The organism is Brevibacillus sp. FSL K6-0770 (assembly GCF_038000275.1).
Classification (GTDB): domain Bacteria; phylum Bacillota; class Bacilli; order Brevibacillales; family Brevibacillaceae; genus Brevibacillus; species Brevibacillus parabrevis.
This window is the reverse complement of the sequence record NZ_JBBOBQ010000001.1, coordinates 2,802,651-2,829,269: the sequence shown is the minus strand read 5'-3', so window position 1 is coordinate 2,829,269 and position 26,619 is coordinate 2,802,651. Positions and strand designations below refer to the sequence as shown.

The following is a 26,619-nucleotide window of genomic DNA, read 5'->3' as shown; positions in this document are numbered from 1 at the left end:
CCGAAAAGCCCTCCGTCTCTACCCAGACTTTTTCATATCGCGTAAACTTCGCAGCACTGAAATAAACATATCCTCACCTGGCTCCATATCTGGTTCTTGGGTATCAGGAGTAAAAAACTCTTTTTTGATCCGGTACAACAGTTCATACCCGATCGGAACGACGATCAAGGTCAGGATCGTCGAAGTAATCAGCCCGCCGATGACGACAATCGCCAAGCTTTTCGTCATCAAGGCCCCTTCTGAAAAGCCGAGGCAAAGCGGCAAAAGGGCACAGACCGTCGCAACTGCCGTCATGACAATCGGACGCAAGCGTGTCAGGCCCGCTTGGACAACCGCCTCGCGCATGGAAGCACCCGCCAGCCTCCGCTGCTGGATATTGTCCACATAGACGATCGCGTTGGTCACGACGATGCCTACGAGCATCAAAAAGCCGATGAGCGCTGTCGCATCGAGAACGGAGTCTGTCACGAACAAGCCGAACAAGCCGCCAATCGCAGCCAATGGCAGTGACAGCAAAATGGCAAGCGGCGCCGTCGCATTGCCAAACGTGATCAGCATGACGACGTACACGATGAAAATCGCAGCGCCGATGGCGAGCAGCATGTCTTTGAAGCTCTTTTCCATGTCGCTTGAGACGCCTTCGGATGACAGCGTGACGCCGTTCGGCAGCTTTTCCGCTTTGAGCATGGCAAACAGGAAACTGCTCGCGCCGCCTTTGTTATCGCTCGTAATATCAGCCGTAATCTGCACGAATTGTTGCTCATCCTTGCGATTGATCTGGGACTGCACTTTTTCCTGATCGATCTCGACGAAGTCCAGCAGACGTACTTGCTGTTTGCTCGGCGTTTGAATGTAGACGTTTTTCAGCTCATCCAGCGTTCTCGCGTGATTGTCGCTCAGTCCAAAGGACAGATCGTAGTCTTTTTCGTTGATTTTGATTTTTCCGATTTTCGTGTCTGATACTAGGAGGTTCACTTCTTGCGCCACCTGGATCGGCGAAATTCCCAGTTCTGCGGCCGCGTCCCGGTTGACCTTGATGACGATCTCCTTGTTCACATCGTTCAAATTGTCGCGCACGTTGGTCAACAGCGGACTTTCCTTCATTTTGGCCTTGACGATTTCGCGCGCCTCTTTCAACCGTTCCAGGTCCGGCCCGTGCAGGATGAGCTTGAACTGATTGCTTTCATTGCTGCCCGGCTTGGTCAATACCATCTCGGTTCCGATCGGGATATCGGGCTTGATGATGCCCTCCCATTTTTTAATGGCCTGATCGAGGTTCACGTCATCCCCTGTTTTGATCAGCAGAACGGCTTCGTTCGTCCGGCGGATGTCCGCTTCCTCTTCAGAACCAAGGCTGCTCTGTATCGAAGCAACTCCCGGCTGTTCGCGCAATTTGGCCTCGATCTGACTGACCGTTTGGTCGAGGGTGTTGAGCTGGGTCCCTTTTGGCATCGTTACTTGAACGAATATGTATTTGGCTTCCGAGTCAGGCAGCAACCCGTATTTCATATAAGGAAGCAAGGCCAGACTCGCTACGAACAGAACAAAAGACAAAAGTCCGACCGCTGGCTTGTGGTTGAGCGACCAGTGAAGCAGCTTCCGGTACAGATTCGTCCCTTTGCCCGGCTCATGTTCCTTGATATTGCGATTTTTCAGGATGATGAGCTTGGCCAGCAGCGGAACGATCGTCACGGCCACCAGCAACGAGGCGAACAACGAGCAGACGACGGTCAGGGCAAACGGCCGGAATACTTCTCCAATCATCCCGCCGACAAACACAATCGGCAAAAATACGGCAGTGGTGGTAAACGTCGATGAGGTAATCGCGTGGAGCATTTCATGGGTAGCCATCTGAATCAGGCTTTCTTTGCGTTCCTTGTTCAACTGCAAATGGCGGAAAATATTTTCGATCACGACGATGCTGTCATCCACGACCCGCCCGACAGCGACTGCCATCCCGAACAAGGTAATCATGTTGAGCGTGATCCCCATCCAGGACATGAAAATCAGGCTGACCAGGATCGAGGTCGGAATGGAAACGAGGACGATCATCGTCGCTTTCACATGGCGCAAAAACAAAAGGATGATCAGGGACGCCATCACGGCTCCGAGCAACCCTTCCTTGAGCATGCCGTTAATCGAATTTTTGATATCGAGGGACGTGTCGTAAATCGTGGTAAAGGTCAAATTTGGGTACTCGGCTTGCAACCGGGCTATTTTCGCATGGATCGCATCGCCTGTTTCTACCGCATTGGCGTCCCGTGTTTTGTAGATGTTGATGCTGATGCCATTTTGGCCGTTAAAACGGCTGATCGAGTGAGCTACCTGGTCAAAGCGGACGTCCGCGATGTCGCCAAGCCTGACGTAAGCAAGCCCGTTTTTCGGATCTCCCGGGAGAAACAGCTTGGTGTCGCGAATATCTTCTACATGGAGGTAGCGGCTTACGACGCGAATGATCCGTTCTTCGCCGTCTTCGGTGAGCGTCCCGATCGGCATCGCCACGTGGCTGTCGAGCAACAGCTGCTTCAACTGGAGCGGAGAGATTCCGTAATAGTTGAGTGCATCGACGTTCGGCAACACTTTCATTTCTTGCCCTTGCCCGCCGACTGTCGACACTTTATCGACTCCGGCAATGCCTTCCAGCTCTTTTAGCACCGACTCCTTTACTTCGCTGTCAAAGGAGTCCGATCCGCTGTTTTGCTCCTTGTCTGCCACATACAAATAGTAGACAGGCTGACTGCTGAATCCTTGGATCATGACTTGCGGTCGACCTGCTTTGGCGGGAAGCGAGATGCCGGAGACTTTTCGTTCCAGCTCATCCCGGACAGCCTGTACGTCCGAGCCGGTCTCCAAATAAATTTTTAGCACGGAGCTATTGCTGTTCGAGTAAGATTCCAACGCCTTGATGCCTGATACATGACCCAGCTCTCGTTCCAACGGTTTCGTCACATCATCCAGAACGTCTTCCGGCGATGCCTCCGGGTAAGGAGTGCTGACAAGAAGCACAGGAAAAGACACATCCGGCATGTGCTCCACCTTGAGAGACATGGCAGCAACGATTCCACTTATGACGACCAGGAGGCTGATAATGATGATTGCTGTCGAGTTTCTAAGCGAAAAATTCGTGAGAAAGCGCAAGGAATGCCCCCCTTATTGCTAATAAATTCCAATTACTATATTACGCTTAAACGATTTCCCTTTTCAATAAATTTCCATTAAAATTAAAAATTGCTTTTTATTACCTTTCAAAAAATTGTGCGTTTTGGGCAATGCTGCCCCTTCTCCCACGGCATTGCCCAAAAACAATCCCGCTCCCTTAGCTTAAAAAGCCGTGCAGCAGAATATCCCCGATCGCGTGAGCAATCATCGCATACTCCAGCCCGCGCTTCCAGTAAAGGTAGCCAAACAAAATTCCCGCCACTCCGTTAAGCGCGATAGTGCGAATGAACAACAGCGGAGTAATCTCGCCAAAATAAGTGGCGGCCGCTGGCAGATGGCCTAGCCCGAACAAAAAGGCTGCACCGACAATTCCGATCCAGTACATCCAAGCCTTGGGCGAGGAGTGACGCCCAAACAGCTTGCTCAAAATCCAGACGATCAGCGTCATCATGAACAGCCGCACCATGACTTCCTCGTACACCCCGCCCTGGATGGAGGTGAGGACACCTGCCCAAATTGGCGTATTCAAGGCTTGTGCCTTTTCCGTGAGAATCGGCAAGAGCGGTTGGAAAATCAGTCGTTCCAGCAGGTAGATCATGAACGTCCCGAGCAGCCCGAAAATGACCGCTTGCACGATGCCTTGCCTGTTAAAAGTCGCACCGCCAGTTTTGTACATCCAATTTCGCAGGATCGGAGCATCGAGTCCGACCTTTCCTGCCAGCGTCAGTCCAGCCCATGCCAGCAAAAACGCCGAGATGCTGCCCTGCACGACAAACAGCACGATCACGGCGGGCAACGGCAGCGGCACCACAGCGAGCGCATCTCCCACCATCGCTAACAAATAAGGCGTAGCCGCGATAAAACCGATCGCACTGATCCCTGCCAAGAGCAAGGCAATTTTCACATTTTTCATCGTACTCTCCCCTTCCGGATTTTTTTGGCAAAGTAGTAGCTGCTCCCGATAGTGATCACAATCGTCGCCACGACGACCAGCAGCAGCGCAAACGAGTGGATCGGCTGCGGCAAAAAGGCAGTGAGGACAATGAGAATCCCGCCGAGGAAAAATACGCGGGAACCGAAATGATGCGTCATTTTCCACACTTGTTCACTGCCCAGCGCCCATGGCGTGCGTATGCCGATCAAATAATTATGGCGAAAGCGCGGCATGAAATTGCCCATCGTGATAAACAGAACGCCCAAGATCAGCGTCACAAAAATGGATATGTTTACCATATATCCGTAACCATATGCGATGATCAAACCGTGGATGACGAGAAGCGCAAACATGAGCGTATTCAAGATCGCGTCTTTGCTGCTCTCGAACTTTTGGTAGTTCTGCCTGCGCCAGAGCGAGGACACGAAGATAACGACCATCATGATCGGAACAAACGAGACACCCAACAGTTTGGGCGCAAATCCATTCGGCTCGCCATTCATGCCCCAGTGAATGGTCATTTTGTCAGGCATGGATGGATAACAGATCAGCCCCATCGCCACGCTGATCAGAAAAAACAAAATCGTCAAACCCGAGATTTTCATGTTATGACTCCTCTTTCGCATGAAATTGGATAACCCATTTCAAGAGATCTTGAAACACGGTGGTATTTAAGGAATAGTAGATGTTTTGGCCTTTTCGCTCGTCGAAAACCATCTCCGCCTGCTTCAACAGATTGAGGTGATGGGAAATGCTCGGTTTCGTCATTGCAAAATGCTCGGCGATTTCGCCAGCCGTCATGTCTTTCTCCCGCAACAAGTCAAGCATCTTTCTCCTTGTCGGATCAGACAGCGCCTTAAACGCATGATTCATGGACATAGTTCATCGATCCTACTTTCGGAACATCTTTATTAGATATTTAGAAATTTATCGAAACAACTAACCAAAAAATACCATGGAAAATATACCCAGTCAATAGGTAAAAAGATTCTCATTATCCATAAATTGTATGTTATAACTGCACAAAAACCCCGATCATCCAGCTTCCTGCGGGAACGAAGCATCGTTCCAGGAAGTTGGACGGTCGGGGTTTTACCGTTTCCTTCTGCGCTTATCGCTTATTTCACCAGATCACGCATGATCTCTTCCACTTTCACATCGGTCGTGATCAGCTTTTCTTGTTTCATCCAGTCGATCAGCGTTTGCCACGACTCGGCTGTCATCGCACCGAACTTTTTGTCGCCTGCGTCCATCAGCGGGATCAAAATATCGAGGCTTTTTGTCTCGATGTCTTTTTCCAGCGGGAACTCCGCGGCTTGTTTGGCGAGCAGCAAATCGAGCGCTTTTTCCTTGTTGTTTTTCACGTAGTCTTGCCCTTTGGCAATCGCGCGCAGGAAGCCTTCTACAGCCTGTTGCTTTTTGCCCAATGTGTCGTCGCTCGTAGCCAGCACAAGCTCATAGTAGTCCGGCACGCCGAAGTCGGATGGCTTGATCACGTTGACAGGCACACCGTTTTTCTCCAAAATGAGCTGCTCGTGATTGATGTAGCCGCCTACTACCGCATCGACCTTCTTCGCGGTCAAAGCCGGAACGATGTCAAAGCCAATATCGGTGAAGGACAGGCCGGAATCGTCCGCGCCAGCATGCTTGACGACTTGGCGAACGATCGACTCATCGAGCGGAATGGACGGATAGCCGATATTTTTGCCCGCCAGCTTTTGCGGACTGTCGATCTCGCCGTCTTTGCGCGTCATGATTACATTCAATGGATGGCGAACGAGCGCCGCTACAGAAACGACGGGAATGCCTTCCGCGCGCGCCTGAATGAGCTGCGGCTGGTAGCTGATCGCCAAATCTACTTTGCCTGCTGCCGCCATTTTCAGCGGATCGTTGCTGTCAGAAGGCATTTGCAGGTTGACCTTGAGGTTTTCTTCCTTGAAAAAGCCTTGTTCCTCTGCGGCGTACAAGAAAGAGTGCACGGCGTTCGGGTACCAGTCGAGAGCTACTGTCAGTTCGGCAGGCTCTGCCGCTTTTTGTCCCGGAGTAGCTGTTTCCGGCGCAGTCGTGCCTGCTCCGGACTGATTGCCGCACGCAGCAAGCCCGGTGGCAAGCGTCAGTGCCAAAAGCGTTTTGGTCCATGTACGAATTGGTTTCATCGTTGTTCTCCCTACTTTTCTCACTTGGATGATGGTTGTTTGTTTTTCGTGTGCGGGGAAAGCTGGCGCTCGATCCGGCCGACGAGCCAGAACAGGAGCATTCCCAGGACGGACAAGAGCAGCACAGAAGCGAACAAAGCTGGCGCCTGAAAATTGCCGGACGCCCGTCTGCCGAAGTAGCCAAGCCCTTCGCTCGCCCCCAGCCATTCGCCGATGGTTGCCCCCGCGACACTGTAAGTCGCGGCTACCTTTAAGCCGCTGAAAAAATGCGGCAGGCAGGACGGCAGCTGAAGCTTCGTGAATATTTGCCAGCGGTTAGCGCCCATCGTCTTGATCAGTTGCAACATCTCTTGATCGGTGGAGCGCAGACCGTCATACGTGTTGACGACGATCGGAAAAAACGTAAACAAGATCGTCACCGCGATTTTTCCCGATAAATCGTACCCGAACCATAAAATAAATACGGGTGATAATGCTATAATTGGGATCGTTTGGGATATGACGATATACGGATAGACCAGTCGTTCGATCAGTTTGCTCATGCTCATGGCAAAAGCCAGCAGCACACCAAACACAATCGAGACGGACAGCCCGAGCAGCACTTCTTTCAAGGTCGCCCACAAGTGCACACCGAGCAGCGACTCGCGCAAATCCCAAAGCGCCACAACAACCGTGCTTGGCGGCGGCAAAATGAACGGAGGCACGGCAAATATGCGGCAAACGGCTTCCCACGCGGCGAAAAAGATCGCGATGGAGATGCCGAACCAAATTCCTCTGCTCATCTTGCCTCCCTCCCCAGCAATTGTAGCTTGGTCTGCTCAGCTCGCAGCAAGCCCCAAATTTCTTCGCGCAAAGCCAAAAAGGCTGGTTGATTCCTGCTCGTGACAGAGCGAGGACGCGGAATGGTGACATTCAACTCTACGGGTGTGCGGATCGGCTTGCCGAGCAGGACGATCACACGGTCTGCAAGCAGGATCGCTTCGTCGATGTCATGCGTAATCATCAGCATCGTGCTGCCTGTTTCCTGCCACTTGTCCATCAGCCACTCCTGCATGTCCAGGCGCGTAATTCCATCCAGCGCACTGAACGGCTCGTCGAGCAGCATGAGATCGGTACCGGACAGCAAGGCACGCAAAAAGGAGACGCGCTGCCGCATGCCGCCGGAAAGCTGGGCCGGATAGGCATCCGCCCAATCTTGAAGTCCGTACCTGGGCAGCTCCTGCCGCACCCGCTGCTGCGCTTCCTTTTTGGACATCCCTTTGATTTCCAAGGGCAACGCCGCATTTTCCACAATCGTGCGCCACGGCATGAGCAAATCGCGTTGGGGCATATAGCCTACTTGCCCCAACCGCTCGTCCATCCGTGCCTCCCCCAGCCGGATTTCTCCCTGGTCAGGCTGCAAAAGTCCTGCGATCAGCTGGAACAACGTGCTTTTTCCGATCCCGCTTGGCCCGATCATGCTGACGAACTCGCCTTTTTTCACCCGCAGATCAAAATCTTCGAGAATCGGCGTATGGCTGTACGAAAAGCGGACTTGGGAAAAAGCTAGTTGATCGCGCACGGCCACATTTCCTCTCTATAGGCCATATCCCAGAACATGTACTCCATCTTGGACGTATTGACGAAATACTCTTCCAGTCTCGCCAGCTCCTGCTCGTTTTTGCCCTCTGCCAGCTCGTTCATGATGTCGATCAGCCAGATTGCCAGCTGACCGAACTCATCCGAGCTGTACATGCGCACCCACTCGCCATAAAGCTCGTGATCGACTGCCCCTTCGACCTGGGCCAATCGCTTGCCGATCTCCCAATAGCTCCACGTGCACGGCAGCAGCGAGCTGACCAGTTCTGCCAGCGAGCCTTGATGCGCGACACGCAGCATGTAGCTGGTATAGCCGAGCATGACAAAAGACGGCTCTGTCGCTTCCAGCTCCTCGCGGGAAATTCCGAAGCGCGCTGCGTATTGGCGGTGCAGCTCCATTTCCGTGTTCAGCGTCGACTCCTGCAAAGCGGCAAAGCGCGCGCTTGTTTCCAGATCGTATGCTTTCACGCTTGCGAGCGCAAACATTTTGGCGTAGTCGATCAGGTAGATGTAGTCTTGCTTCATGTAAAATTTGAATGCGTCCACTGGCAATGTCCCGTCACCAAGTCCGGTAACAAACGGATGCTGGTGAACCTGCTCCCAGATCGGAGCCACACTGCGCAACAAACGGTCTGTAAAAGTCGCCATGCTTCCTCACTCCTTTGCTTCCTTCGGCGTATTGCACCAACTGGCGATGAAGCGGGCCATGATCTGGGCAAACTGGACGAGCTGGTCAGGATCGATCGATTCGTCTACGGCGTGCGCATGCTTCAGTTCGCCTGGCCCGAACAGGACAGCGGGGATTCCGGCATGGGAGAACCAGCCAGCGTCCGTGACCGTTGGAGACATGTCCACGACGGGTGCCGCGTGCAGCTCGCGCTCATAAGCCGCTTGCAGCTGGGCGAGTGCCGGATGATTGGCGTCTAGCTCTAGGGAAGGGAAAATTTCTCCCCGCTCCTCGATCATGGAGCGACCGCCCCAGCGAAACACGGGTGGATGTTCCCGCAGCCACACATCGGCCGCCGCCGCTCTTCTAATATGATCCTCGATCTCGCCAATCATTTGCTCGTATGATTCGTTCGGATAAAAGTGAACCGTAATCCACAAGGCGCAACGGTCGGCGATAAAGGCCGCGTGTCGGCCTCCTTCGATGACGGCCGGGTTGATGGTGTTGCTGCCGGCAGGAAAACCGGGATACGCTTTCATCACAGCCCAGTCGCGCTCCAGCTCTTGCAGAGCCGAGATTACCTTCATCATTTTCTCAATCGCAGAAGCTCCGCGCACTCGTCCTCCGGCATGGATCGTCTGTGCCCGCATGCCGTCGTGCAGCGTAGTCGGGCTTTCAATCGTAATCCAGCCAGTGATGACGCCACCCTGCCCTTGCATATGCAAGTTGCTCGTGTCGACGACGACTGCGTAGTCAGCCTGGTAGCCGCGTTCAATGGCAACGAGCGTCCCCGCCTCTCCGGCTTCCTCTCCAATCACGGATTGGAACAGCAGATCGCCTGCCAGCTCGACGCCATGCTCGCGAAGCATTTGGATGGCGAACAAACTCGCAGCGAGCCCGCCCTTCATGTCCGCGACCCCGCGTCCGTACAAGCGACCGTCTGCGCCGAGCGTCAGCGAAAAGGGCGGATACGTCCAGCCCGTTTCGTCTCCAACCTCGGCCACATCGATATGCCCATTGACAATCAGGCTGTTTGCCCGCGCCGAATCACGGCCCGAAAGACGACCTACCACGTTGTCGTCGCCGGGGTAAACCTGGAAGCGATCCACCGCAAAGCCCATGTCTGCAAGCTGGCTTGCGATGACGGATTGCGCCTCGTCGCTGTTTCGCGCAGGCGGACTGACGGTCGGCTGGGAAACGAGCTTTGCCAACAGGGCGAACAGCTCGTCCTTGCGATTGGCGATCGACTCTACCGCTTCTGTCAGACGATCCACGCTACTCAATCATCCCTTCCACCGGGCTGCTCGCTTGCGCGTAACGTTTTTTCGGGATGCGTCCTGCCAAAAAGCCTTTGCGTCCCGCTTCCACGCCCAGCTTCATCGCTTCTGCCATCAAAACCGGATTGTCCGCGAGAGCAACAGCCGTATTCAACAAGACACCGTCTGCGCCCAGCTCCATTGCTTTCGCGCAATCTGCCGGAGAACCGATTCCCGCATCGACGATGATCGGCACTTTGGCGTCCTCGATGATGAAGCGCAGATTGTTTTCGTTGACGATTCCCTGGCCGGAACCGATCGGCGACGCTCCTGGCATGACGGCATGAACGCCTACATCCTGCAAGCGCTTGGCGAGAATCGGATCGTCGTTCGTGTAAGTCAACACGATGAAGCCTTCCTCGACCAAAATTTTCGACGCTTCCAATGTGCCGATCGGATCAGGCAGCAATGTTTTCGGGTCACCGATGACCTCTACCTTGATCATGTCGCACAAGCCGGACGCTTTCGCCAGGCGGGCGATGCGCACCGCTTCCTCGGCTGTATAGGCTCCTGCTGTATTTGGCAGCAGAGTGAATTTTTTCAGATCGAGCTGTTCCAAAAAGTTCGGTTCTTGCGGATTTTCCAAATTCAGTCGGCGAATGGCGAACGTCAAAATTTCCGCTTCCGACACTTCCACCGCTTTCCCTTGCGTTTCCAAGTCTGCGAATTTTCCAGTTCCGAGCAACAAGCGGGAGCGAAACTCGTAAGGTCCAATTTTCAAAGTATCCATGATGATCATCCTCCTCCGACAAAATGAACGATTTCGATGCGGTCTCCATCGGCAATCGGCGTTTGTTCATACAGGGAGCGGTCGATAATTTCTCCGTTGCGCTCCACGACCACGATTTTCTCTTGCAGGGAATACGAAGCGAGCAAAGCGCGAACCGTATTGATTTCGGCCGAAAGCTCTGCTGTTTTTCCATTCAGCACAACAACCATTGTATTCCTCCTTCTTGGTGGCACTTGCCGAGGGACAAAAAACGGCTTCCCTCGCCTGCCGGAAGTCACTCCAGTCAAACGGTGGAAGCCGTATACGTATCCAAACGGACAGATGGAATAAAAAAACCATCCGCCGTGGGATGGTTGAGTTGATCTCATCAACTGGTGCGCATCCTCTGCGAAAAATCTCGCAAACGACCGCCCTAGTGAAATCGATTCATATACCTCTTCCTCCGCTGGCATGACCCAGGTCAGGTTCAACGGTCAGTAACACACTCGTTACAATCTCAGCCAACGACGCTCGGCCCCCGTTTGGTAGTAAACCTATGCAATTGTCTTACGTTCGAGTATTACAGTACCACTCTATTTCGGGTTTGTAAAGGTTTCCTTGTGCATTGCTTCCAGTTCCGTCAGGCAGCGCTGTGCCCAAGCCGCCATTTTTCTCAGCTTGTCCATCTCGCTCTCCATGGCGATGCGCACAGATTCTTTGTACTCGGGCACCTCGCCGTTGTAACGCATCACTGCCGACACCGGGGCCATGAATTTTTCCAGATAAGAAAGCGCTGGACGCTGGTGGAACAGCGGCACGTCTACTTCATAGGAAGTGTGCAGATCGCCCTGTTGCGGGTACTTCGTCACCGCCAGCACTTTGACCAAAAGTTTTGTATCGTGAATTTCCAGCACTTCGGCGATGTATTCTCCTGTCCGCTGTTTGACGCGGACTTTGTCTCCGGGATTCCAGAACATGATAGACTCCTCCTTGCATTGTCGTTATGGTTGCGCGTCGTATTAAGCCAGCAGCTGGGCAAGCAGCTTGCGCGCGTGGGCAATTACTTCGTCAGCATGCGGCTCGGACTGTCCGCCGCCTTGGGCCATCGCCGGGTTGCCGCCGCCTTTTCCGGCAATCAATGGCAAGGTGTCTTTGATCAGCTGATTCACGGCGACATTGACTTCTTGCCCGCGTGCAAACACAAGCTGGGTTTTGTCGTCTGTTGCAGCCGCGAGCAGGCAGACGGCATCTGGAGCTTCCGCGACCATCAACTGGGCAAACTGCTGCAATTGCTGGATTGATTTGTCCGGGAACACACGGGCGATCACGCGCGCGCCACCCTCCCGCTCAGCCGTGGCGAGCTGTTTTCGCACCTCGACCTCAAGCAATTGTTTTTCCACTTCGGCGAGCTTGGCTTTTAGCGAATCGCGCTCGGACAAAACACGCTCCGCCTGGACGATCAGCTCGGCCTCGCTCGTGACGAGCAGCTTGGCCAGTTCGCGGACAGTCGCCTGCTTGCGCGTGTAATCCCGCAAAGCGCGCAAACCGCAAATAAATTCCAGGCGGATGTTCCCGCGATGGCGCTCCCAGCCGAGAATTTTGATGGCGCCCACCTCACCCGTGCGCGCTGGATGGGTTCCCCCGCATGGATTGTAATCGTATTCGGGGATGATGACGACCCGGACGTTTTCTGTCACGGTCGGCTGCTTTTTCAACGGCAAGCTGGCAAGCTCCTCGTCGTCCACAAAACGGGCGATGATCGGATGATTTTCCAGCACAACCTGATTGGCTCGCTGCTCGACAGCTTCCCATACATCAGCCGTCAGCTCATCCAGTCGCACGTCGATGGTCACGCGCTCTTTTCCCAAGTGAAACGCAACCGTCTCCGCCTGGGCGACTTCCAGAAACGCAGCGGACAAAATGTGCTGCCCGGCATGCTGCTGCATGTGATCAAAGCGGCGATCCCAGTCGATTTGTCCCGTTACTTCCGTGCACTCTTCCGGAAGGGGCGCTTCCAGCCGATGGCGCACTTCGCCGTCTACTTCCTCCACATCCACGACCCGGCATTCGTTCAAGCTGCCGAGATCGGAGGGCTGTCCGCCTCCCGTCGGGTAAAAAGCCGTCTGGCTCAACACGACATATGGCGTGCCATCTGCTTCCTGGCCGCGCTTTTGTACGTGTGCCGCAAACGTTCTCGTATACGCATCCTGGTAATAAAGTCTGTCTTCCATGTTTGCTCCTTGCCGCCGGAAGGAAAAGACAACTGCTTTTTTCGCATTCCGGCCGTTTTCTCCCGCCAGGGGTTCTTAGTATACTGGTACCATACAGATCGAGGAGGGGTTATCCTTGAACAAAAAAATGTTTACGCTTGCAGAAGCAAACGAATTGTTGCCATATGTACGCGAAGAGCTATCCTTTTTGCAAAAATCGAAGCGCTCTTTCTATGAACTGTATCAAAAACGCGAGCAGCTCAAAAAACAGCAGCCCCTCGATGAAGGGGCGATCTTTTCCCTGGAATGCCAGCTTGAGTTTCTCGAATTGGAAGCGAAAATGCACGTCACCCAATTAATCTCCAAAGGAATCCAGGTCAAAGACATCGATATCGGTCTGTTTGACTTTCCAGCGATGATCGACGGAGAGGAAGTGCTGCTGTGCTGGCGCGAAGGCGAGGAATCGATCACGCACTATCACGGCTTGCACGATGGCTTCATGGGCCGCAAGCCGATCGTGTAACGGCCGCCTTTTCCTTTAGCCAAACAGCCGATCCATCTGCTGTTCGCGGACGAGCCGTTCCTCGGGGCTTGCCAAGTCGTATTTTTTCAACAGGTGAAACAGCTCGTTCAAACGCTCCTGGTCAAGCTCGCCTGCAAGCATGCTCTGAAATTGTCCGACCCGCTGTTCCGACAAATAGGAGGCTTGCTCGGCGAGCTTTTTTTGCACATCCTCTTTGCTGTGATCCAGTTTGCATTCTCCCATGGTTTCTCTCCTTTTCCGGTATTTACTCCCATCATACCACGATCATCCCCTTTCGAAAACGTATCCGCGCCGCCACAAGTGCCAGCTGGCGCATGTCCTGTGCCGCTGCGTCTGAGCGCGTCTGCCCCCGGCTGCCCTGCATCTCGTTTTGTCAATAAAAAGGGGCTGTCCCAAAAGCCGATTTCCGACTGAGAGACGCCCTTTTTGTCTTTCAAAAACGTGGATACATCCACGGTTCCGATTGTTTGTTTGACGTTAGCTAGTCTGCGCTTTTGGGACAGCCGCTTTCACCTACGCCCGCTTGCGGACACGGAAGTTGCTTTCGATCAGGAGCCAGTTCTGCGGAAACGGCAAACCGAGCTTCCAGTAGCTGACTCCGCGCAGCCCCAGTTGTTTGACGAGGTCAAATTTGGCCTGGATAGATCGGGCATCCTCGAACCAAACCTCATGCTGCCTGCCTTCTTCATCCATATAAGTGAAAAACGGGGCTTGCGCGCGGTAGTCGTAGCGAATGACGGCGTTTTGCTGCGCCGCCAGCGCGATGGCAGCCTGCGGACTTAACGCTTTTGCCGTCGTCCCTTGCTGGAAAGGCAGCGTCCAGTCGTAGCCGTACAAATTTTGTCCCATTAAAATCTTCTCCGCCGGCATTTCCGTTATGGCGTACTGGAGAACGCGCCGCACCGGGCCAATCGGAGACACGGCCATCGGCGGTCCGCCGCTGTAGCCCCATTCGTACGTCATGATCACGACGAAATCGGCAATTTCCCCAATCGCCCGATAGTCGTGCGCACTATACCATCTGCCCTGCTGCTCTGCACTCGTCTTTGGCGCCAAAGCGACGGAAACCATCATCCCCTGAGCATGTGCGCGATCGCGTGCGCGGCGCAAAAACCGGATGTACGCCTCCCGATCCTGGGCAGGAAGCGCCTCCATGTCAAAGTGGATGTCTCCCATGCCCAGCTCGCGCGCTGTGGCAAAAATGTTGTCCAGCAGCTTGTTTTGCAGCTCCTGGTTGTTCAAAACAAGACTGCCCAGTTCCGTGCTGAACTGCCCGCCCTCCAGGTTCGTGACGACGAGCATCAAGACGACCTGGTTTTCTTTGGCAATAGCCGGGAAGTCGTTCAACGTCGGACGGGCCAACGTGCCATCCCGTTTGATCCGGAAGCTGAACGGCGCCAAATAGGTCAAATGCGGTGCAGCGGTGCGCACATCGGCTTCCAATGCGGGCGGCACTGTCTGGCGCGGCTCCACATACGCATTGAAATCGGCCGCTCGGCGCGGGCGGGGTGGAATGTACAGGCGTTGCCCGATTTGCAGCGGGCGGTATTGCGATATCCCGTTAACGCGGGCCAGCTCGGCGGCACTGATCTGATAACGCTGCCCGATCGTGTACAAGGTGTCTCCCTGCCTGACCCAGTAGTAACTGCCAACAATCGGAATCACCATCGCCTGTCCCACGACAAGCTTGCCTGGATCGGGCAGCTCATTTGCTTTCGCAATCGCCTCGGCAGTCGTCCCGTACGTCGAGGCAATCCCGGTCAGTGTCTGTCCTTCTTCCACTACATGGATTTGCATGAGCCTCCCCCTTCGCAAAATGTCTCTCTTTCTTTTATTCAAGGCGAAGGGGATAGGTGTTTGTCTAGACGAGTGTTTTCAGCACATCGTACAAATAGCCGACAGAGTGCAAGGCATAATGCCTGCTTTCGACCGCCCCGCCGCGAAACACAAACAATGCGGGAACGCTGGTAATTTGCAACTGCTCCGCCAATGCCGGAGCCAGATTAATATTGAGCTGGTACAACGGAAGCTCGGGCCGCGCTGCGCTGATGACGGAAAGCATCCGCTCCGCCAGCTTGCAAGTGCCGCACATCGGTGTGTAAACAAACAGCGCCAAGACCGCTTTTTCCTGGCACAAACGGGCGAGCGTGCTTGTGTCTATGTCTTGCATGGTGCGGGAGTCTCCTTTTTTCTCGGATTCTTTATGCTAGGCAGGTCGCGGCTTTTTTGTCAATGGATGGGGGGAGGAAAGCTCATATCTATTATTCTGCGAGAAGGATTGATCGTGGTTCGTTTCTTGCTTACAATGTCCGTAATGAAGCAGCTCATCCTAGCTGTTAGTAAAGACGGGAGGTTTTTTATGATGGGAAAATACGGAGATACAGCACTTATGACCATGAAGCTGGTTGAATCCCAAGAAGCCAGTAGTCCACTGGAAGCTTGGGAGAGAGCGTCTATCCATATGTTTGGAGCAGGTACAGCTAGTCAGAAAAAGGGTTGCCCGAAAAGTGCATTTTTCGGACTTTGTGAAGAGGGATTCGTTCGTGGCATTGAGCCTGGAAGTTACACAACCTCAGTGGACAACAAAGCTTACGCCCTTCAAGCAGTTGAATGGCTAAAGAAAAACCCTTCTCTTTCACCAAAACCAACCCAGTTGTGGAAAGCGCTTCACATTCCGAAAAGCCACAACAATCAGATGGATGTTGTCCTCTCGCTGTGGAATCATGGCTATATCGATCGCTAGAAAAACGCGCGCCTCTTCTTCCTATGATCAAGAGAATCCCCCTCTCCTTGCAAAAGAAAAAGCACCCCGTCAGGTGCCATTTATCTGTTCCGCAATTTGCTCACGATAATCGGGATCGCGATTAGGGTAATAACGATCGGAAAAGAAACGTCACCGATTGCCGAGATGAGTTCCACTTGGTTCAAGCTCACTGCTTCCATGATTTCCCTCCTCTTTCCTCTATTAGACTTCCTATCCGGAGCAAAGTTGCGTAATCAGCATGATTCTGTCCATCGCCGTTCTTGCCCAAAACCTGGGGTAAGGTACTTTTGGGGCATCTCATCTATAAGTATGATGGAGGAAAAACATAAGGTGGCTCTCATGAAAAGCATCACTCTTTTCTTATCGCTTTTCCTGCTGGTTGATGAGCCGTATTTGTCATCGGGCAAAAAGACTGTCCACGAAGACAACATCCCGTTTACAGATGATTTTGGCCCGATCACGATTCCAAACGATGCCGCCTTTGTGATGGGAGATAATCGCTTGAACAGCTATGACAGCCGCTCTGTTGGACCTGTACCCATTGCACAAGTGATCGGGAAAGCAGCCAAAAAACTCGCAGAAAAGCGCTGATTTCAGGCATTGGTTCATTGGGCTTATATGCCTCTTTGAAAAAATAAATGGAATTAACATAATTTTTTTACATAAATTGGTGACTTTTTCCCTCTCTTTTACGACTTTTTAGTAGAGTGCTTGTTTCACTCTTCTATTCCTGTCAAAAGGAGGTGATCTTTGTGAAAAAGGTTGTTGCGATGATTTTTACCGCTGTGATGATCATGTCGATTTGCGGCAGTGCTCTCGCTTACCAGGGAACTGGATATTTGCCGCTGCTTCGATAGAAATGCCACCCGGGTGCTGAAAAAGCACCCTTTCTTTTGGGAGATTTGACATGCGATTGCGATTATTTACCCGCTATATGGAAAAATGTGTAATATGTGTCTGAATCGGCGTCTCTTCCTGGCAAAATCATTTTGACATAATGAATATTATGTAAACAAAAACTTTACTGTATGCCTTCTCTCCCTTCCCCCGATTCCTCTACCGCGCGATATCCAGATGATGGTATTGTGCTACAAGTAAGCATACATTCGCTTTTCAAATTTTCATCGCAGAATTGACAAAAGGGAGAGAGCCTACTGAAATTCAGACTGCTATTTTTCCTGCCATTGCTCGTTTTACTACCCGCCACCTTCGTTGGTGCTTTGGCGATGAGCGTGCATGAAGTCCCGCCCTCGATATGGCTGCAAAATATAGTCGTATTCATCATTGGCGGGAGCGTATCCGCACTCATCCTTGCCAGAAACAGACACCCTCATGCAAATCGATCGCGGAACATTATCCTCACGACCGCAGTGCTCTTTCTTTTCCTGCTGCTAACCTTCTGGGACAGCGGCATCGACAATGTGCACCGCTGGATTGCGCTCGGCCCTTTGCGTTTTCATGTGGCCAGCATCGTCATCCCCTTTTTCATTATGCAATTATGGCGACTATTGAAAGCCGAAAACTGGTGGTTTTCCTTTCTGCTGACGGCAGCAACGTCCTTGCTGTTGTTTTTGCAACCAGATGCCTCGCAACTTACTGCCTTCACTGTCTCCATGGCTATTCTTTTATGGAGTCGAGCAGATCGAAGCATCCTTCGTTTTGTCTCTGTGGGCCTGCTCTTTATTTTCGCAGTTATATCGTGGATCAATCTCGATCACCTATTGCCTGTTCCCTATGTCGAAAAAATTTTGTACCTGGTTGTTGACATGGGAATGGTTTGGCTGCTTGTCGAAGTCCTTTCCAATTTCGCACTGATTGCCCCTTTTCTGTTGCTGCATTCTGCGCATGCCAAAATCGTTTCCATCGCGCTCGGCGTGCATTTTGCTGTGCTTTTCCTGACAGCGCTTTTCGGCAATTTTCCTGTACCGATCATCGGATACGGCGTCTCGCCAATGATTGGGTATATCATCGCCTTGACATCGATCATACGCGCAAGAAATGACCTGCCTTGCTCATGGCGCAGGTCATTTTTTTGCTAAAAAGCATCGAGCAGTCAAGCAAGCTGACGTTTGGGTGCAAAGCCGCTCCCACTCCATGTAAAGCTAACTTGACACACCACCACCTGTAAAGTACACTTTACGTAAAGTTAGCTTTACAGGTGGTGTATGATGAAAAATCGCGTTCGTGAAAGACGTCTGGAGCAAGGCTGGTCACAAGATGCGTTATCGGAAAAGGTGGGTGTTTCACGACAAACGATCATTTCTTTGGAAAATGGAAAATACAACGCTTCCTTGATCCTCGCGCATAAGCTGGCACAAGTATTCGGCTGCATCATTGAAGAGCTGTTTATTTTTGAAGGAGATGAGAATATATGATCGATACCTATTTCGGTTTGTTCGGTTTGCTTGGCGGGCTGATCATCGGCTTATCCGGTCTTTATTGGGGCAACAAACTGGCCGGGAAAAGGCGTGGATTGGACGAACGCCACCACCTGATCCGCACGAAGGCAAAATCGTCCTCGTGGATCATCACGCTGGCAGCCGTCTACGTTCTGTTTGCCGTTGCCATTCTGAATCCGGGCGTCTCGCTTGCTTTTGTCCTCGCGATGATCATACTGGTGCAGTTAGGCAGCTGGTGCTGCTTCATCTTTTATTACCAGACGAAATATTGAACAGGCGAACACTTGGGCATTGCCTATCCGCGACAAAACCCGCCGCTTGAACAAGAGGGACGGGTTTTGTTCTGAAAAGCGCCCCAAATACAAGGCAGAGAACGTCTCGACTTTTTTCATAAAAGCGGGGGTTAGCGCCTGTAATCAGCACTTTTCCCCCGAAAAAGGGAACCACGCTCATGGCTGCTTCCATTTTTGCTTAATCTATCCCTCCTGCTCCTGCATCGTCTCCATCATCGTATAAAAATAGCGGCCATCGCCAGTCTGGAAGTAGCGATACCACGCCTCCAACGTGTCCTTTTTAAACAGATCGAGCAGCGCAATCACTTCCCGCGCCAATAGCAGGCTGCCAACAGCGCTGGTCGTGATCAGATTGCCGTCTACGACGATCTGCTCGTCCTGATAAAAGGCAGCGCCTTTGTATGTCGGACAAAACATCGTCAAATAATCCAAGCTGTTGCTCGTATGCTTACGCTTATCCAATAAACCGGCATTGGCAAGGGCGGCCGTCGCTCCACATATCGCTGCCACATTGCCGCCTGCATGCAGCAGTTGTTTTGCTGTCTCGACGATTGGAGCATGCTCGGGATCATTCCAACTTTCTGCTCCCGGCAAGAGCAAGATCGCGGCAGTTTCAAGCGTGATCTCATCGATCGTCACATCCGGTACAACCGTCACGCCGCCCTTTGTCGTGATCGGACGTTTGGAAGCCCCGACCGTTTTGACAGGAAGACGGCTCCCCCTGTTTTTAAAATATTGACCCGAGTTCAACTCGGCAATTACCAAACCAAGCTCCCAATCTGCCATCGTGTCTAGCACATAAACGTAAGCGTATTTCATGTGATCCTCCCGGGGTTTCTCTGATTTCTCCACTGATAAGGGCGTCGAATCCTTGTCTATACCGAATTGTAAACGTTTAATGTTGACAGCAGCATGTCAATGATCTCTCACGTCTGCCCCCATTTTTTTATTGAGCTTGTCGGCCATATCCATATCAATCGGAGAAATGCAAAAAAGAGGAGGAAATCCCGTCAATCTATAACTTTAGTTAGGCCTCCAAAAACATAAAAATTGGTACAATCGAATAGCCCGTTGTACATTTTCTCTCTTTTACTGTTGATGGAACGCCGTGTGCGATGAAAGTCGCCCGCACGGTGTAGGCTCGAACGAACACCCTCACCCACAGAAGGGGATAAGTCGGGAATAGCTATCAAGTGATTATGAGACCTGCTCAAATTTTGGAACCTGCTGGACTTTCGATTAGCCAATCTCCAGTCATCGTCAAATGCGGTGAGTATACGTACTGGTCGTATACACCTTCGACGAATGACCTTGTACTGGTTGTCGTCGCCTTTGATTCCAACAACCAGGAAGTCAAACGCTGGGAAGTTCCAGGTTATCGGTATACGCTCGACATTGGGATCGACAACCAAAATCGAACCGTAGTCTTCTACATGTGGCAAAAAGCTCCCAACTATCCAAACGGCTCCTATCCTGTTTCTTTGACATGGGATGAGCTGCGGATTAACTAACTTGCCTTCAACGCCCCTCGGGATCACCCGGGGGTATTTTCTTATCTGAATAGGCGTACTGCTTTCATCTGGTGCCATTCCAGCAAAAAAGCCGACGCCCCTCCAACGGGAACATCGGCTTTTGCCAAAACCTTTATCTGGCGATCGTCGTACCAGCCAGCTCTTCCGTCACCGTGCACACAGCGGAAGAATCCCAGCTGCCTTTTCCTTGCGCCTTGGCTGCTTCATACATTTGCGCCACGGTGCCGCCGACGAGGACGGGAACGTGTTGCTCGCGAGCCGCAGCCGCGTACAGTTGCAAGTCTTTGTGCATATGATCGAGCGAAAAGATCGCATTTTCGTACGTGCCATACAAAATATTCGGGCCAAACACAGACAGCACGCGATTGTGGGCGGAGCCTTTCTCGATGACGGCGGCAAGCTTGTGCGGGTCCACTCCTGCTTTTGCCCCTACGCTGAATGCTTCGCCAAGAGCGGCCGTGATGACAGCGACGACAGAGTTGTGACACAGCTTGGCTACCTGACCGGAACCGGACTCTCCGAGGTAAAAAATTTCTTTGCCGATTCCTTGCAAGTACGGCATGATCTCAGGCAGCTTGCTTTCATCTCCCCCGACCATGATCGTCAAGGTCCCTGCTGCCGAGCCTGCTGGCCCGCCGCTAACCGGGCAATCAAAGTAGGAAATGCCCCGCTCAAGCCCGGCCTGATTCAACCGTTTGGCCGTCGCCGGATCGATCGTGCTCGTGTCAAAGACGAAGCTGCCTGGGCGAAGCTCGGCAAAAAGTCCGGCCTGTCCCAGCATGACCTCCTCCACGACAGAGGGACCAGGCAGCGAGGCGAAAACAGCTTTTGCCACGCTCCCTATCGCTTGCACGCTGTCTACGACAACGGCCCCTTTTTCCGCAGCCCACTCTTTTGCCGCCGGACTTGGATCATACGCGTACACTTGATAGCCTTTTTGCAACAGGCTGCCGATCATCCCTTTGCCCATTGCGCCGATGCCAATGACTCCAATCGTCGCTTCCATCTCTCTTCCCCCTATCTATCCAGAACTTATGGCCGGATGTAAACCGTCTTCGTTTCGACATAGAAATCGAGCGCGGATTCGCCCTGCTCTCTCGGCCCCAAGCCGGAGATTTTTTTGCCGCCAAACGGGAATTGCGATTCAAAGTGGGTAGACGGCATATTGACGTGCGTCACGCCTGACTGGATTCCTTTTACAAACTGGAACGCTTTTTGCAGATCGTTGGTAAAGATCGTGGAAGATAAGCCGAACTCCACCTGGTTTGCGATTTCCATGGCGTGATCGAACGAATCGACGTCAATGACCGCGATCACGGGCGCGAAAATCTCTTCTTTGGCAATCGTCATCTCCTGCGTGATTCCGGTAAAGACGGTTGGAGCGACGAAGTAACCGTTCGCCAAATCTCCGTCTGTCAGCCGCTGGCCGCCGCATTCCAGCACGCCGCCTTCCTCGATGCCTTTTTGAACATAATGCAAATACAGGTTAAGCTGATGCTCGTCCACGACCGGGCCGTTATGGCTTTCCGGATCGAAGCCATTGCCAACTTTCAGGCTGCGTGCGCGCTCCACCAGCTTGCGCTTCACTTCCTCCGCCACTTCCGGTACGACCAGGACGCGGCTTGTTCCCGTGCACCGCTGTCCGTTGTCAAAAAAGCCGCTGGTCACGATGCAATCGATGGCAAGGTCAATATCTGCATCCGCCAAAATGATTGCCGGGTTTTTCCCGCCCATTTCCGCCTGAATTTTGCCCCCGCGGGCACCGACCGCTTTTCCTAACGCCAAACCGACCTCCGACGATCCCGTAAACGAAATCCCTTTGATCAGCGGATGATTGGACAGCTCGTCCCCGATTACCGAGCCAGGGCCAGTCACCAGATTGACAACGCCTTTTGGCACGCCGCTTTCGATCAGAAGTTCCGTCAGCTTGACGCTGATCAAGGAGGTGTTGCTGGCAGGTTTGAAAACGACTGTGTTGCCCGCGAGAATAGCGGGAACGATTTTCCACAGGCCGATTCCGAGCGGGAAGTTCCACGGCGCGATAATCGCGAAGACGCCAATCGGCTCGCGCACCGTGTAGCCCAGCACACGCTCATCAAACGAAGGGACGGTTTGCCCCGTCAAACGAGTGGCTTCTCCTGTCAACTGCTTCATGGAGGCAATCGTCTTGAGCACCTCGCCCCGCGCTTCCCGCAGTGTTTTTCCTACTTCGCTTGTAATGATCGCAGCCAGTTCTTCTCTCTGCTCTTCCAGCAGTCGAATGAGCGTAAACAGAAACTCTCCGCGCACCGGAGCCGATTTTTTGGCCCAGTCAGGAAACGCTTGTGCTGCCGCTTCGATGGCAGACCGCGCATCCAGTCCATCGGATTTTTGAAAATAGCCGAGCACCTCGCTCGTATTGGCAGGGTTCGTGCTAGGAAATACTTGTCCGGTATGGCTATCCACCCATTCACCGTTGATGTAGTTCTTGTGCGTTGTCGTCATGTATGACTCCCACCTTCCGTCTTCGATAACCATATTGTATAAATTCGAAATTGTTTATACAATGTAGAGGCACACACAAATAAAATGAATTTTATATACATTTCTCTACACGGAAGGTGCCTACATGCATACTCTTTCCTACTTGAACGAAAAGTTGAGTGCGTGGCTTGCCATTGCACCTATGTCGATCTGGGTTCGCCTCCCGCGCGACCGCCAATTTCGGCTGGCGTATACAGTGACGCCGTCAGCTGCCGTCGCTTTCGGGACCTTGCTGACCGCTCCCGCCACGCTCCCGGCTCATGAGCAAGAGCGCTACCGATATGAAGAAATCGAGGACAAACATTTGCTGCGGTTCTTTTTCGCTGAGGAAGGACAAGCGCTCATCTGGTTGGACTCCCCCTCGGAAGCGGCCTCCACGTTGACGGAAGATCAATGGGAGCTATTGTGGCTCGGGTTGAAACTGCATCTCGCAGAAGAAGCGATTGCGAGCAAAAACGCCGAATGGAGCAAACTTTTGGCAGGCATCCGCTCGATTTCCGGTACGCTTGATACCGAAGCGATCATCCGCGACATCATCGGCAATGCCCTGTCCGTCATCCCTGCCGCTGACGCCGGACTGCTGCATTTGTACGATCCTGCCATCGACCGCCTCGTGCCGAAAGCGACCGTCGGCTTTCACGACACGCTGTTCAAAGACTTTCGCCTGAAAATCGGCGAGTCGATCGCCGGGAAAGTCTTTTTGGACGGACAACCCCGCCTGTATCGCTCCCATCCCGAGACGACGCAAGCGATGAGAGACATTTCCGCGGACAATTTTCACTCGTTGAACCACGCGAAAGACTTGCAAAATTTGAACGGGCTTTTATGTGTGCCGATCTCGATTGCCGAAAAGCGAATTGGCGTGCTCGTCCTGCACCAATTTCACCAAGACAACGAGTTTACCGACTACGACCTCGCCCTGTTGCAAGGCTTCGCCGATCAAACCTCTGTCGCGCTGCAAAATGCCGAGCTGTACGCCGAGACGAAGCAGGCTTATGAAAACATGGCCACGCTCAGCGCCCAACTGCAAGCCCGGCATGATGATCTGATCAAGCGCAACAAAATTCACGAATCGATCAAGCAAATGTCCCTGCAAAACAAAGACGCGGCCACAATTGTGAAGGCACTGTCGCGCATGACCGCCAAGCCCATTCAGTTCGTAGACTGGCTGGAAGAGGGCCACGAAACTTTTGCCCAGCTCCCCTACTTCAACCGCGACGAGCTGCACACTTTGCTGGCTGGACGTCGCCACCCGCTTTTTGTCCACTTGTATTCCGCAGGGCGTGCGGACAGCGAATACTGTTACCTGTATCCGCTGATCAACGGCAGCGTGCTGCTCGGCTGCCTGATCATCCCTTCCGCCAAAACAGGCTTGTCGGAGCTGGCGAGAATGACGATTGAGCAAGGGCGGTCCGTGCTCACTCTCGATTTGGTGAAAAAGCAGTCGATCAGCTCTGTCTTGTACAAGCGTGCCCACGACCTTTTCCAGGAAGTAATCGGCAGCAAGGGCAACGACCTGTTGGAACGCGCCCGCACACTCGGACTGATGCCGCACGCCCACTACCTCGTGGTCTACGCTCATCTGAGTCACTGCCACGATCTCGCTCTGCTCGAAGCCAACATCCATCGGCTAGTGAACCGCTGGAAGCGCGATTTTGCCCCTGCGCAAGTGCTGACCTACGGCTTTCACAATCACGTCACGCTCCTGCTGCAAATGAATGGAACAGAGGAGCGAAAAGCATTGAGCGAGCAACTGCAAACAGCCGTGGAGGAATGGGAGCGGGCCCAGGAAGCGTCCTTGTCGATTGGGGTGGGCAGCATGATCGAAGGCGTCGAGCATCTGGGCAAAAGCTATGAGGAAGCGAGAAAAGCGGCGCACTACTTGTCGGCACGAAATCGCAGCGGTGTCATCCATTACACCGACCTGGGCGTCAATCGCCTGATGCTCAACCAAAGCCAGGCTGACATTGACGCTTTTGTCGCCGACGTGTTTGCTCCCTTTTGGGCTGAGCCACAAAAATATCAGGAGTGGGAGCACACGCTTGTAACGTATATCAAATGCAGCCAGTCGCCGCAGCAAACCGCCCGCGAGCTGCACATCCACGTCAACACGCTCTACCAGCGGCTGAAAAAAGTGGAGGAACTGCTGGAAATCGACCTGCACCGTCCCGAAGACTTGCTCAAGGTCCAGCTCGCCTGCCATCTCCGCTACGAATAGCTTTTTCGCGCAAAGAAAAACCAGACTCACTTCGACGTGGGTCTGGTTTTTTCGTATCGTTTTACTTGCGCAAGGAACGGCGCAAAATTTTGCCTGTGGTGTTTTTCGGAAGCTCCGGCACGATTTCCACCTGGCGCGGCACCTTGTATTTCGCCAGCTTATCCTGGCAAAAGGCGACGATGTCTTCCTGCGAAACCGCCACTTCTTTTAGCGCGACAAAAGCTTTGACCGCTTCGCCGTGCACCTCGTCGGGAACTCCGATGACCGCCGCCTCGATCACGGCAGGGTGCTGGTACAGCACTTCCTCCACTTCACGCGGATAGACGTTGTAGCCATCGACGAGAATCATGTCCTTTTTGCGGTCGACGATGTAGACATACCCCTCCTCGTCCATCCGCGCCATATCTCCTGTGTACAGCCAGCCATCCTTGAGCGCAGCCTTCGTATCTTCCGGCAGCCCCAGGTAGCCGAGCATGACATTCGGCCCTTGCACAGCCAGCTCGCCTACCTCGCCCCGCGGCAATTCGTTGCCTTCCGGGTCGACGACCTTGTTCAAGACATGCGGCAAGTTTATCCCGACCGAACCGGGCTTTCTCGTGCCGCGCAGCGGGTTGAAGGCTGTTGCCGGAGCCGCTTCGGACAGCCCGTAGCCTTCCAGTACCTTCACTTCGTACTTGGCCTCGAATTTGTGCAGCAGCTCGACAGGCATCGATGCGCCACCCGAGCAGCAGAGACGGATCGAAGCGAAATCTTCCTTCGTCGCATGCGGCAGTTGCAGCATGTAATTGTACATCGTCGGCACCCCGGCAAAGCAGGTCGCCTGTTGCTCGCGGATCGTATTGACCACTTCGACAGGGTGGAAACGCGGAATGATGATCATCGCCGCTCCGTAGCGAATCGGACCGTTCAGGCACACCGTCATGCAAAAGACGTGGAACATCGGCAATACCGCGACTACCCGATCTTCCGGGATCAGCTCGAACAAAATTCCCATCGCCTCTGCGTTGGAGGCCATGTTGCGGTGGGACAGCATTGCCCCTTTTGGCTGCCCGGTCGTACCGGACGTGTACAAAATGACCGCCAAATCGTCTTCGTTTCGCTCCGGCTCCACAAAGCTGCCGTCTCCCGCTTGTGCTACCTGCGCCAATGTCAGCTCGTGGCCTGTCGCTTCGTTGTAGATGAGATGTGTCAAATGCTCCAATTGTTCCTTCAGGGGTGTCAGGACAGGTTCGAGCGCAGCGAGGGCAATGACCGCTTTTGTCTGGCTGTTGGCGAGAATGAAGCTGATTTCTCGCGGCGTGTAGATCGGGTTCATCGGGACAACGGCCGCACCCACGCGCAAAATCGCGTAGTAAGCGCTTACAAAATCGGGTCGATTGTCCATGATCAGCGCTACAGCGTCTCCCTTGCCAATCCCGAGCTTGGACAAGCCTTGCGCCAGCTCATCGACCCGGCGGTTCAGCTCCTGGAAGGTAGTCGTCTCCCCCAAAAATATGTAGGCCGGATGGTCTGGGAAATTTTGCGCGCTTTGCAGCAAATTTTCGTTCAAATGATACATCGCTCATCTACCCCCTTTTCAGAAAATTTTAACACCTGAGACGAGCATGATAAAGCTTT

General features: G+C 53.1%; 28 protein-coding genes and 1 riboswitch. Of the genes, 8 read left to right on the top strand and 20 right to left on the bottom strand.

Annotated features, from left to right (window positions below):
• Positions 1–18 precede the first annotated feature (18 nt).
• The 13 genes from NST23_RS13870 to NST23_RS13810 all read right to left on the bottom strand — a co-directional run bounded on the left by NST23_RS13870 (position 19) and on the right by NST23_RS13810 (position 12,750).
• A complete protein-coding gene (locus NST23_RS13870) occupies positions 19–3,138 on the bottom strand; it encodes an efflux RND transporter permease subunit (RefSeq protein ID WP_173598772.1) in 3,120 nt (1,039 codons plus the stop codon).
• A gap of 178 nt (positions 3,139–3,316) precedes the next feature.
• Entirely contained in the window at positions 3,317–4,072 is a 756-nt protein-coding gene (locus NST23_RS13865) for a CPBP family intramembrane glutamic endopeptidase (protein ID WP_122963290.1), read from the bottom strand.
• Positions 4,069–4,698 carry an SdpI family protein gene (locus tag NST23_RS13860; protein WP_122963291.1) on the bottom strand — a complete coding sequence of 210 codons (630 nt, stop codon included), beginning with the start codon at positions 4,696–4,698 and terminating at the stop codon, positions 4,069–4,071. Before NST23_RS13860 ends, NST23_RS13865 begins: the two co-directional genes overlap by 4 nt.
• Before the next feature lies 1 nt (position 4,699).
• Positions 4,700–4,966: an autorepressor SdpR family transcription factor gene (locus NST23_RS13855; protein WP_173596005.1), complete on the bottom strand. Its 267-nt coding sequence runs from the start codon at positions 4,964–4,966 to the stop codon at positions 4,700–4,702.
• A 245-nt stretch (positions 4,967–5,211) separates the two neighbouring features.
• Positions 5,212–6,249: an ABC transporter substrate-binding protein gene (locus NST23_RS13850; protein WP_281868533.1), complete on the bottom strand. Its 1,038-nt coding sequence runs from the start codon at positions 6,247–6,249 to the stop codon at positions 5,212–5,214.
• A 20-nt stretch (positions 6,250–6,269) separates the two neighbouring features.
• Complete coding sequence (locus tag NST23_RS13845) at positions 6,270–7,031, bottom strand: ABC transporter permease (RefSeq protein ID WP_280648387.1); 762 nt, start codon at positions 7,029–7,031, stop codon at positions 6,270–6,272.
• Positions 7,028–7,810 (bottom strand): ABC transporter ATP-binding protein, encoded by a 783-nt coding sequence (locus tag NST23_RS13840; protein ID WP_122963295.1) that lies wholly within the window; start codon positions 7,808–7,810, stop codon positions 7,028–7,030. The genes NST23_RS13845 and NST23_RS13840 overlap by 4 nt, the downstream gene beginning before the upstream one ends.
• On the bottom strand, positions 7,795–8,475 hold the full coding sequence (tenA, locus tag NST23_RS13835; RefSeq protein ID WP_122963296.1) for a thiaminase II: 681 nt from the start codon (positions 8,473–8,475) through the stop codon (positions 7,795–7,797). The genes NST23_RS13840 and tenA overlap by 16 nt, the downstream gene beginning before the upstream one ends.
• A 6-nt stretch (positions 8,476–8,481) precedes the next feature.
• Positions 8,482–9,777 (bottom strand): acetylornithine deacetylase, encoded by a 1,296-nt coding sequence (locus tag NST23_RS13830; RefSeq protein ID WP_340963857.1) that lies wholly within the window; start codon positions 9,775–9,777, stop codon positions 8,482–8,484.
• The gene (locus NST23_RS13825; protein WP_122963637.1) at positions 9,770–10,540 is read right to left on the bottom strand and encodes a thiazole synthase; all 771 of its coding nucleotides are present in this window, start codon (positions 10,538–10,540) and stop codon (positions 9,770–9,772) included. Before NST23_RS13825 ends, NST23_RS13830 begins: the two co-directional genes overlap by 8 nt.
• Before the next feature lie 5 nt (positions 10,541–10,545).
• Positions 10,546–10,749, bottom strand: coding sequence for a sulfur carrier protein ThiS (gene thiS, locus NST23_RS13820; RefSeq protein WP_063231021.1), 204 nt, complete (start codon positions 10,747–10,749; stop codon positions 10,546–10,548).
• A 211-nt stretch (positions 10,750–10,960) separates the two neighbouring features.
• Positions 10,961–11,071, bottom strand: a riboswitch (TPP riboswitch).
• Positions 11,072–11,112: 41 nt separating this feature from the next.
• Positions 11,113–11,496 carry a sporulation phosphorelay system protein KapB gene (gene kapB, locus NST23_RS13815; RefSeq protein WP_063231022.1) on the bottom strand — a complete coding sequence of 128 codons (384 nt, stop codon included), beginning with the start codon at positions 11,494–11,496 and terminating at the stop codon, positions 11,113–11,115.
• A 42-nt stretch (positions 11,497–11,538) separates the two neighbouring features.
• Entirely contained in the window at positions 11,539–12,750 is a 1,212-nt protein-coding gene (locus NST23_RS13810; RefSeq protein ID WP_340963854.1) for an alanyl-tRNA editing protein, read from the bottom strand.
• Between the two features lie 115 nt (positions 12,751–12,865).
• Here NST23_RS13810 and NST23_RS13805 point away from each other — a divergent pair, with 115 nt between their 5' ends.
• Positions 12,866–13,252, top strand: coding sequence for a DUF2203 domain-containing protein (locus tag NST23_RS13805; RefSeq protein WP_063231024.1), 387 nt, complete (start codon positions 12,866–12,868; stop codon positions 13,250–13,252).
• 15 nt (positions 13,253–13,267) lie between these two features.
• On the opposite strand, the gene NST23_RS13800 is transcribed toward NST23_RS13805, so the two are convergent.
• The 3 genes from NST23_RS13800 to NST23_RS13790 all read right to left on the bottom strand — a co-directional run bounded on the left by NST23_RS13800 (position 13,268) and on the right by NST23_RS13790 (position 15,443).
• Complete coding sequence (locus tag NST23_RS13800; protein WP_340963851.1) at positions 13,268–13,495, bottom strand: hypothetical protein; 228 nt, start codon at positions 13,493–13,495, stop codon at positions 13,268–13,270.
• 291 nt (positions 13,496–13,786) lie between these two features.
• Positions 13,787–15,070: a LysM peptidoglycan-binding domain-containing protein gene (locus tag NST23_RS13795; protein WP_122963299.1), complete on the bottom strand. Its 1,284-nt coding sequence runs from the start codon at positions 15,068–15,070 to the stop codon at positions 13,787–13,789.
• Between the two features lie 64 nt (positions 15,071–15,134).
• The gene (locus NST23_RS13790) at positions 15,135–15,443 is read right to left on the bottom strand and encodes a thioredoxin family protein (protein ID WP_340963848.1); all 309 of its coding nucleotides are present in this window, start codon (positions 15,441–15,443) and stop codon (positions 15,135–15,137) included.
• A gap of 189 nt (positions 15,444–15,632) precedes the next feature.
• Here NST23_RS13790 and NST23_RS13785 point away from each other — a divergent pair, with 189 nt between their 5' ends.
• The 5 genes from NST23_RS13785 to NST23_RS13765 all read left to right on the top strand — a co-directional run bounded on the left by NST23_RS13785 (position 15,633) and on the right by NST23_RS13765 (position 18,708).
• The gene (locus NST23_RS13785; protein ID WP_208715194.1) at positions 15,633–16,016 is read left to right on the top strand and encodes a DUF6979 family protein; all 384 of its coding nucleotides are present in this window, start codon (positions 15,633–15,635) and stop codon (positions 16,014–16,016) included.
• 360 nt (positions 16,017–16,376) lie between these two features.
• The gene (lepB, locus tag NST23_RS13780; RefSeq protein ID WP_229049911.1) at positions 16,377–16,628 is read left to right on the top strand and encodes a signal peptidase I; all 252 of its coding nucleotides are present in this window, start codon (positions 16,377–16,379) and stop codon (positions 16,626–16,628) included.
• A gap of 635 nt (positions 16,629–17,263) precedes the next feature.
• Positions 17,264–18,076, top strand: coding sequence for a hypothetical protein (locus NST23_RS13775; RefSeq protein WP_340963846.1), 813 nt, complete (start codon positions 17,264–17,266; stop codon positions 18,074–18,076).
• Between the two features lie 129 nt (positions 18,077–18,205).
• On the top strand, positions 18,206–18,412 hold the full coding sequence (locus tag NST23_RS13770) for a helix-turn-helix transcriptional regulator (protein ID WP_122963302.1): 207 nt from the start codon (positions 18,206–18,208) through the stop codon (positions 18,410–18,412).
• On the top strand, positions 18,409–18,708 hold the full coding sequence (locus tag NST23_RS13765) for a hypothetical protein (protein WP_122963303.1): 300 nt from the start codon (positions 18,409–18,411) through the stop codon (positions 18,706–18,708). Before NST23_RS13770 ends, NST23_RS13765 begins: the two co-directional genes overlap by 4 nt.
• Before the next feature lie 204 nt (positions 18,709–18,912).
• Here NST23_RS13765 and NST23_RS13760 read toward each other — a convergent pair whose 3' ends face one another.
• Complete coding sequence (locus tag NST23_RS13760) at positions 18,913–19,548, bottom strand: type 1 glutamine amidotransferase family protein (protein ID WP_340963845.1); 636 nt, start codon at positions 19,546–19,548, stop codon at positions 18,913–18,915.
• Between the two features lie 374 nt (positions 19,549–19,922).
• Between NST23_RS13760 and NST23_RS13755 the strand changes: the two genes are divergently transcribed.
• The gene (locus NST23_RS13755) at positions 19,923–20,240 is read left to right on the top strand and encodes a hypothetical protein (RefSeq protein ID WP_242771494.1); all 318 of its coding nucleotides are present in this window, start codon (positions 19,923–19,925) and stop codon (positions 20,238–20,240) included.
• 133 nt (positions 20,241–20,373) lie between these two features.
• Here NST23_RS13755 and NST23_RS13750 read toward each other — a convergent pair whose 3' ends face one another.
• On the bottom strand, positions 20,374–21,267 hold the full coding sequence (locus NST23_RS13750; RefSeq protein WP_242771496.1) for an NAD(P)-dependent oxidoreductase: 894 nt from the start codon (positions 21,265–21,267) through the stop codon (positions 20,374–20,376).
• Positions 21,268–21,293: 26 nt separating this feature from the next.
• Positions 21,294–22,745, bottom strand: coding sequence for an aldehyde dehydrogenase family protein (locus NST23_RS13745; RefSeq protein ID WP_122963307.1), 1,452 nt, complete (start codon positions 22,743–22,745; stop codon positions 21,294–21,296).
• A gap of 124 nt (positions 22,746–22,869) precedes the next feature.
• Between NST23_RS13745 and NST23_RS13740 the strand changes: the two genes are divergently transcribed.
• Positions 22,870–25,002 (top strand): helix-turn-helix domain-containing protein, encoded by a 2,133-nt coding sequence (locus NST23_RS13740; RefSeq protein ID WP_340963843.1) that lies wholly within the window; start codon positions 22,870–22,872, stop codon positions 25,000–25,002.
• Positions 25,003–25,063: 61 nt separating this feature from the next.
• Here the strand turns inward: NST23_RS13740 and NST23_RS13735 are convergent, their stop codons facing one another.
• Positions 25,064–26,560 (bottom strand): long-chain-fatty-acid--CoA ligase, encoded by a 1,497-nt coding sequence (locus NST23_RS13735; RefSeq protein ID WP_340963841.1) that lies wholly within the window; start codon positions 26,558–26,560, stop codon positions 25,064–25,066.
• Between the last annotated feature and the right edge of the window lie 59 nt (positions 26,561–26,619).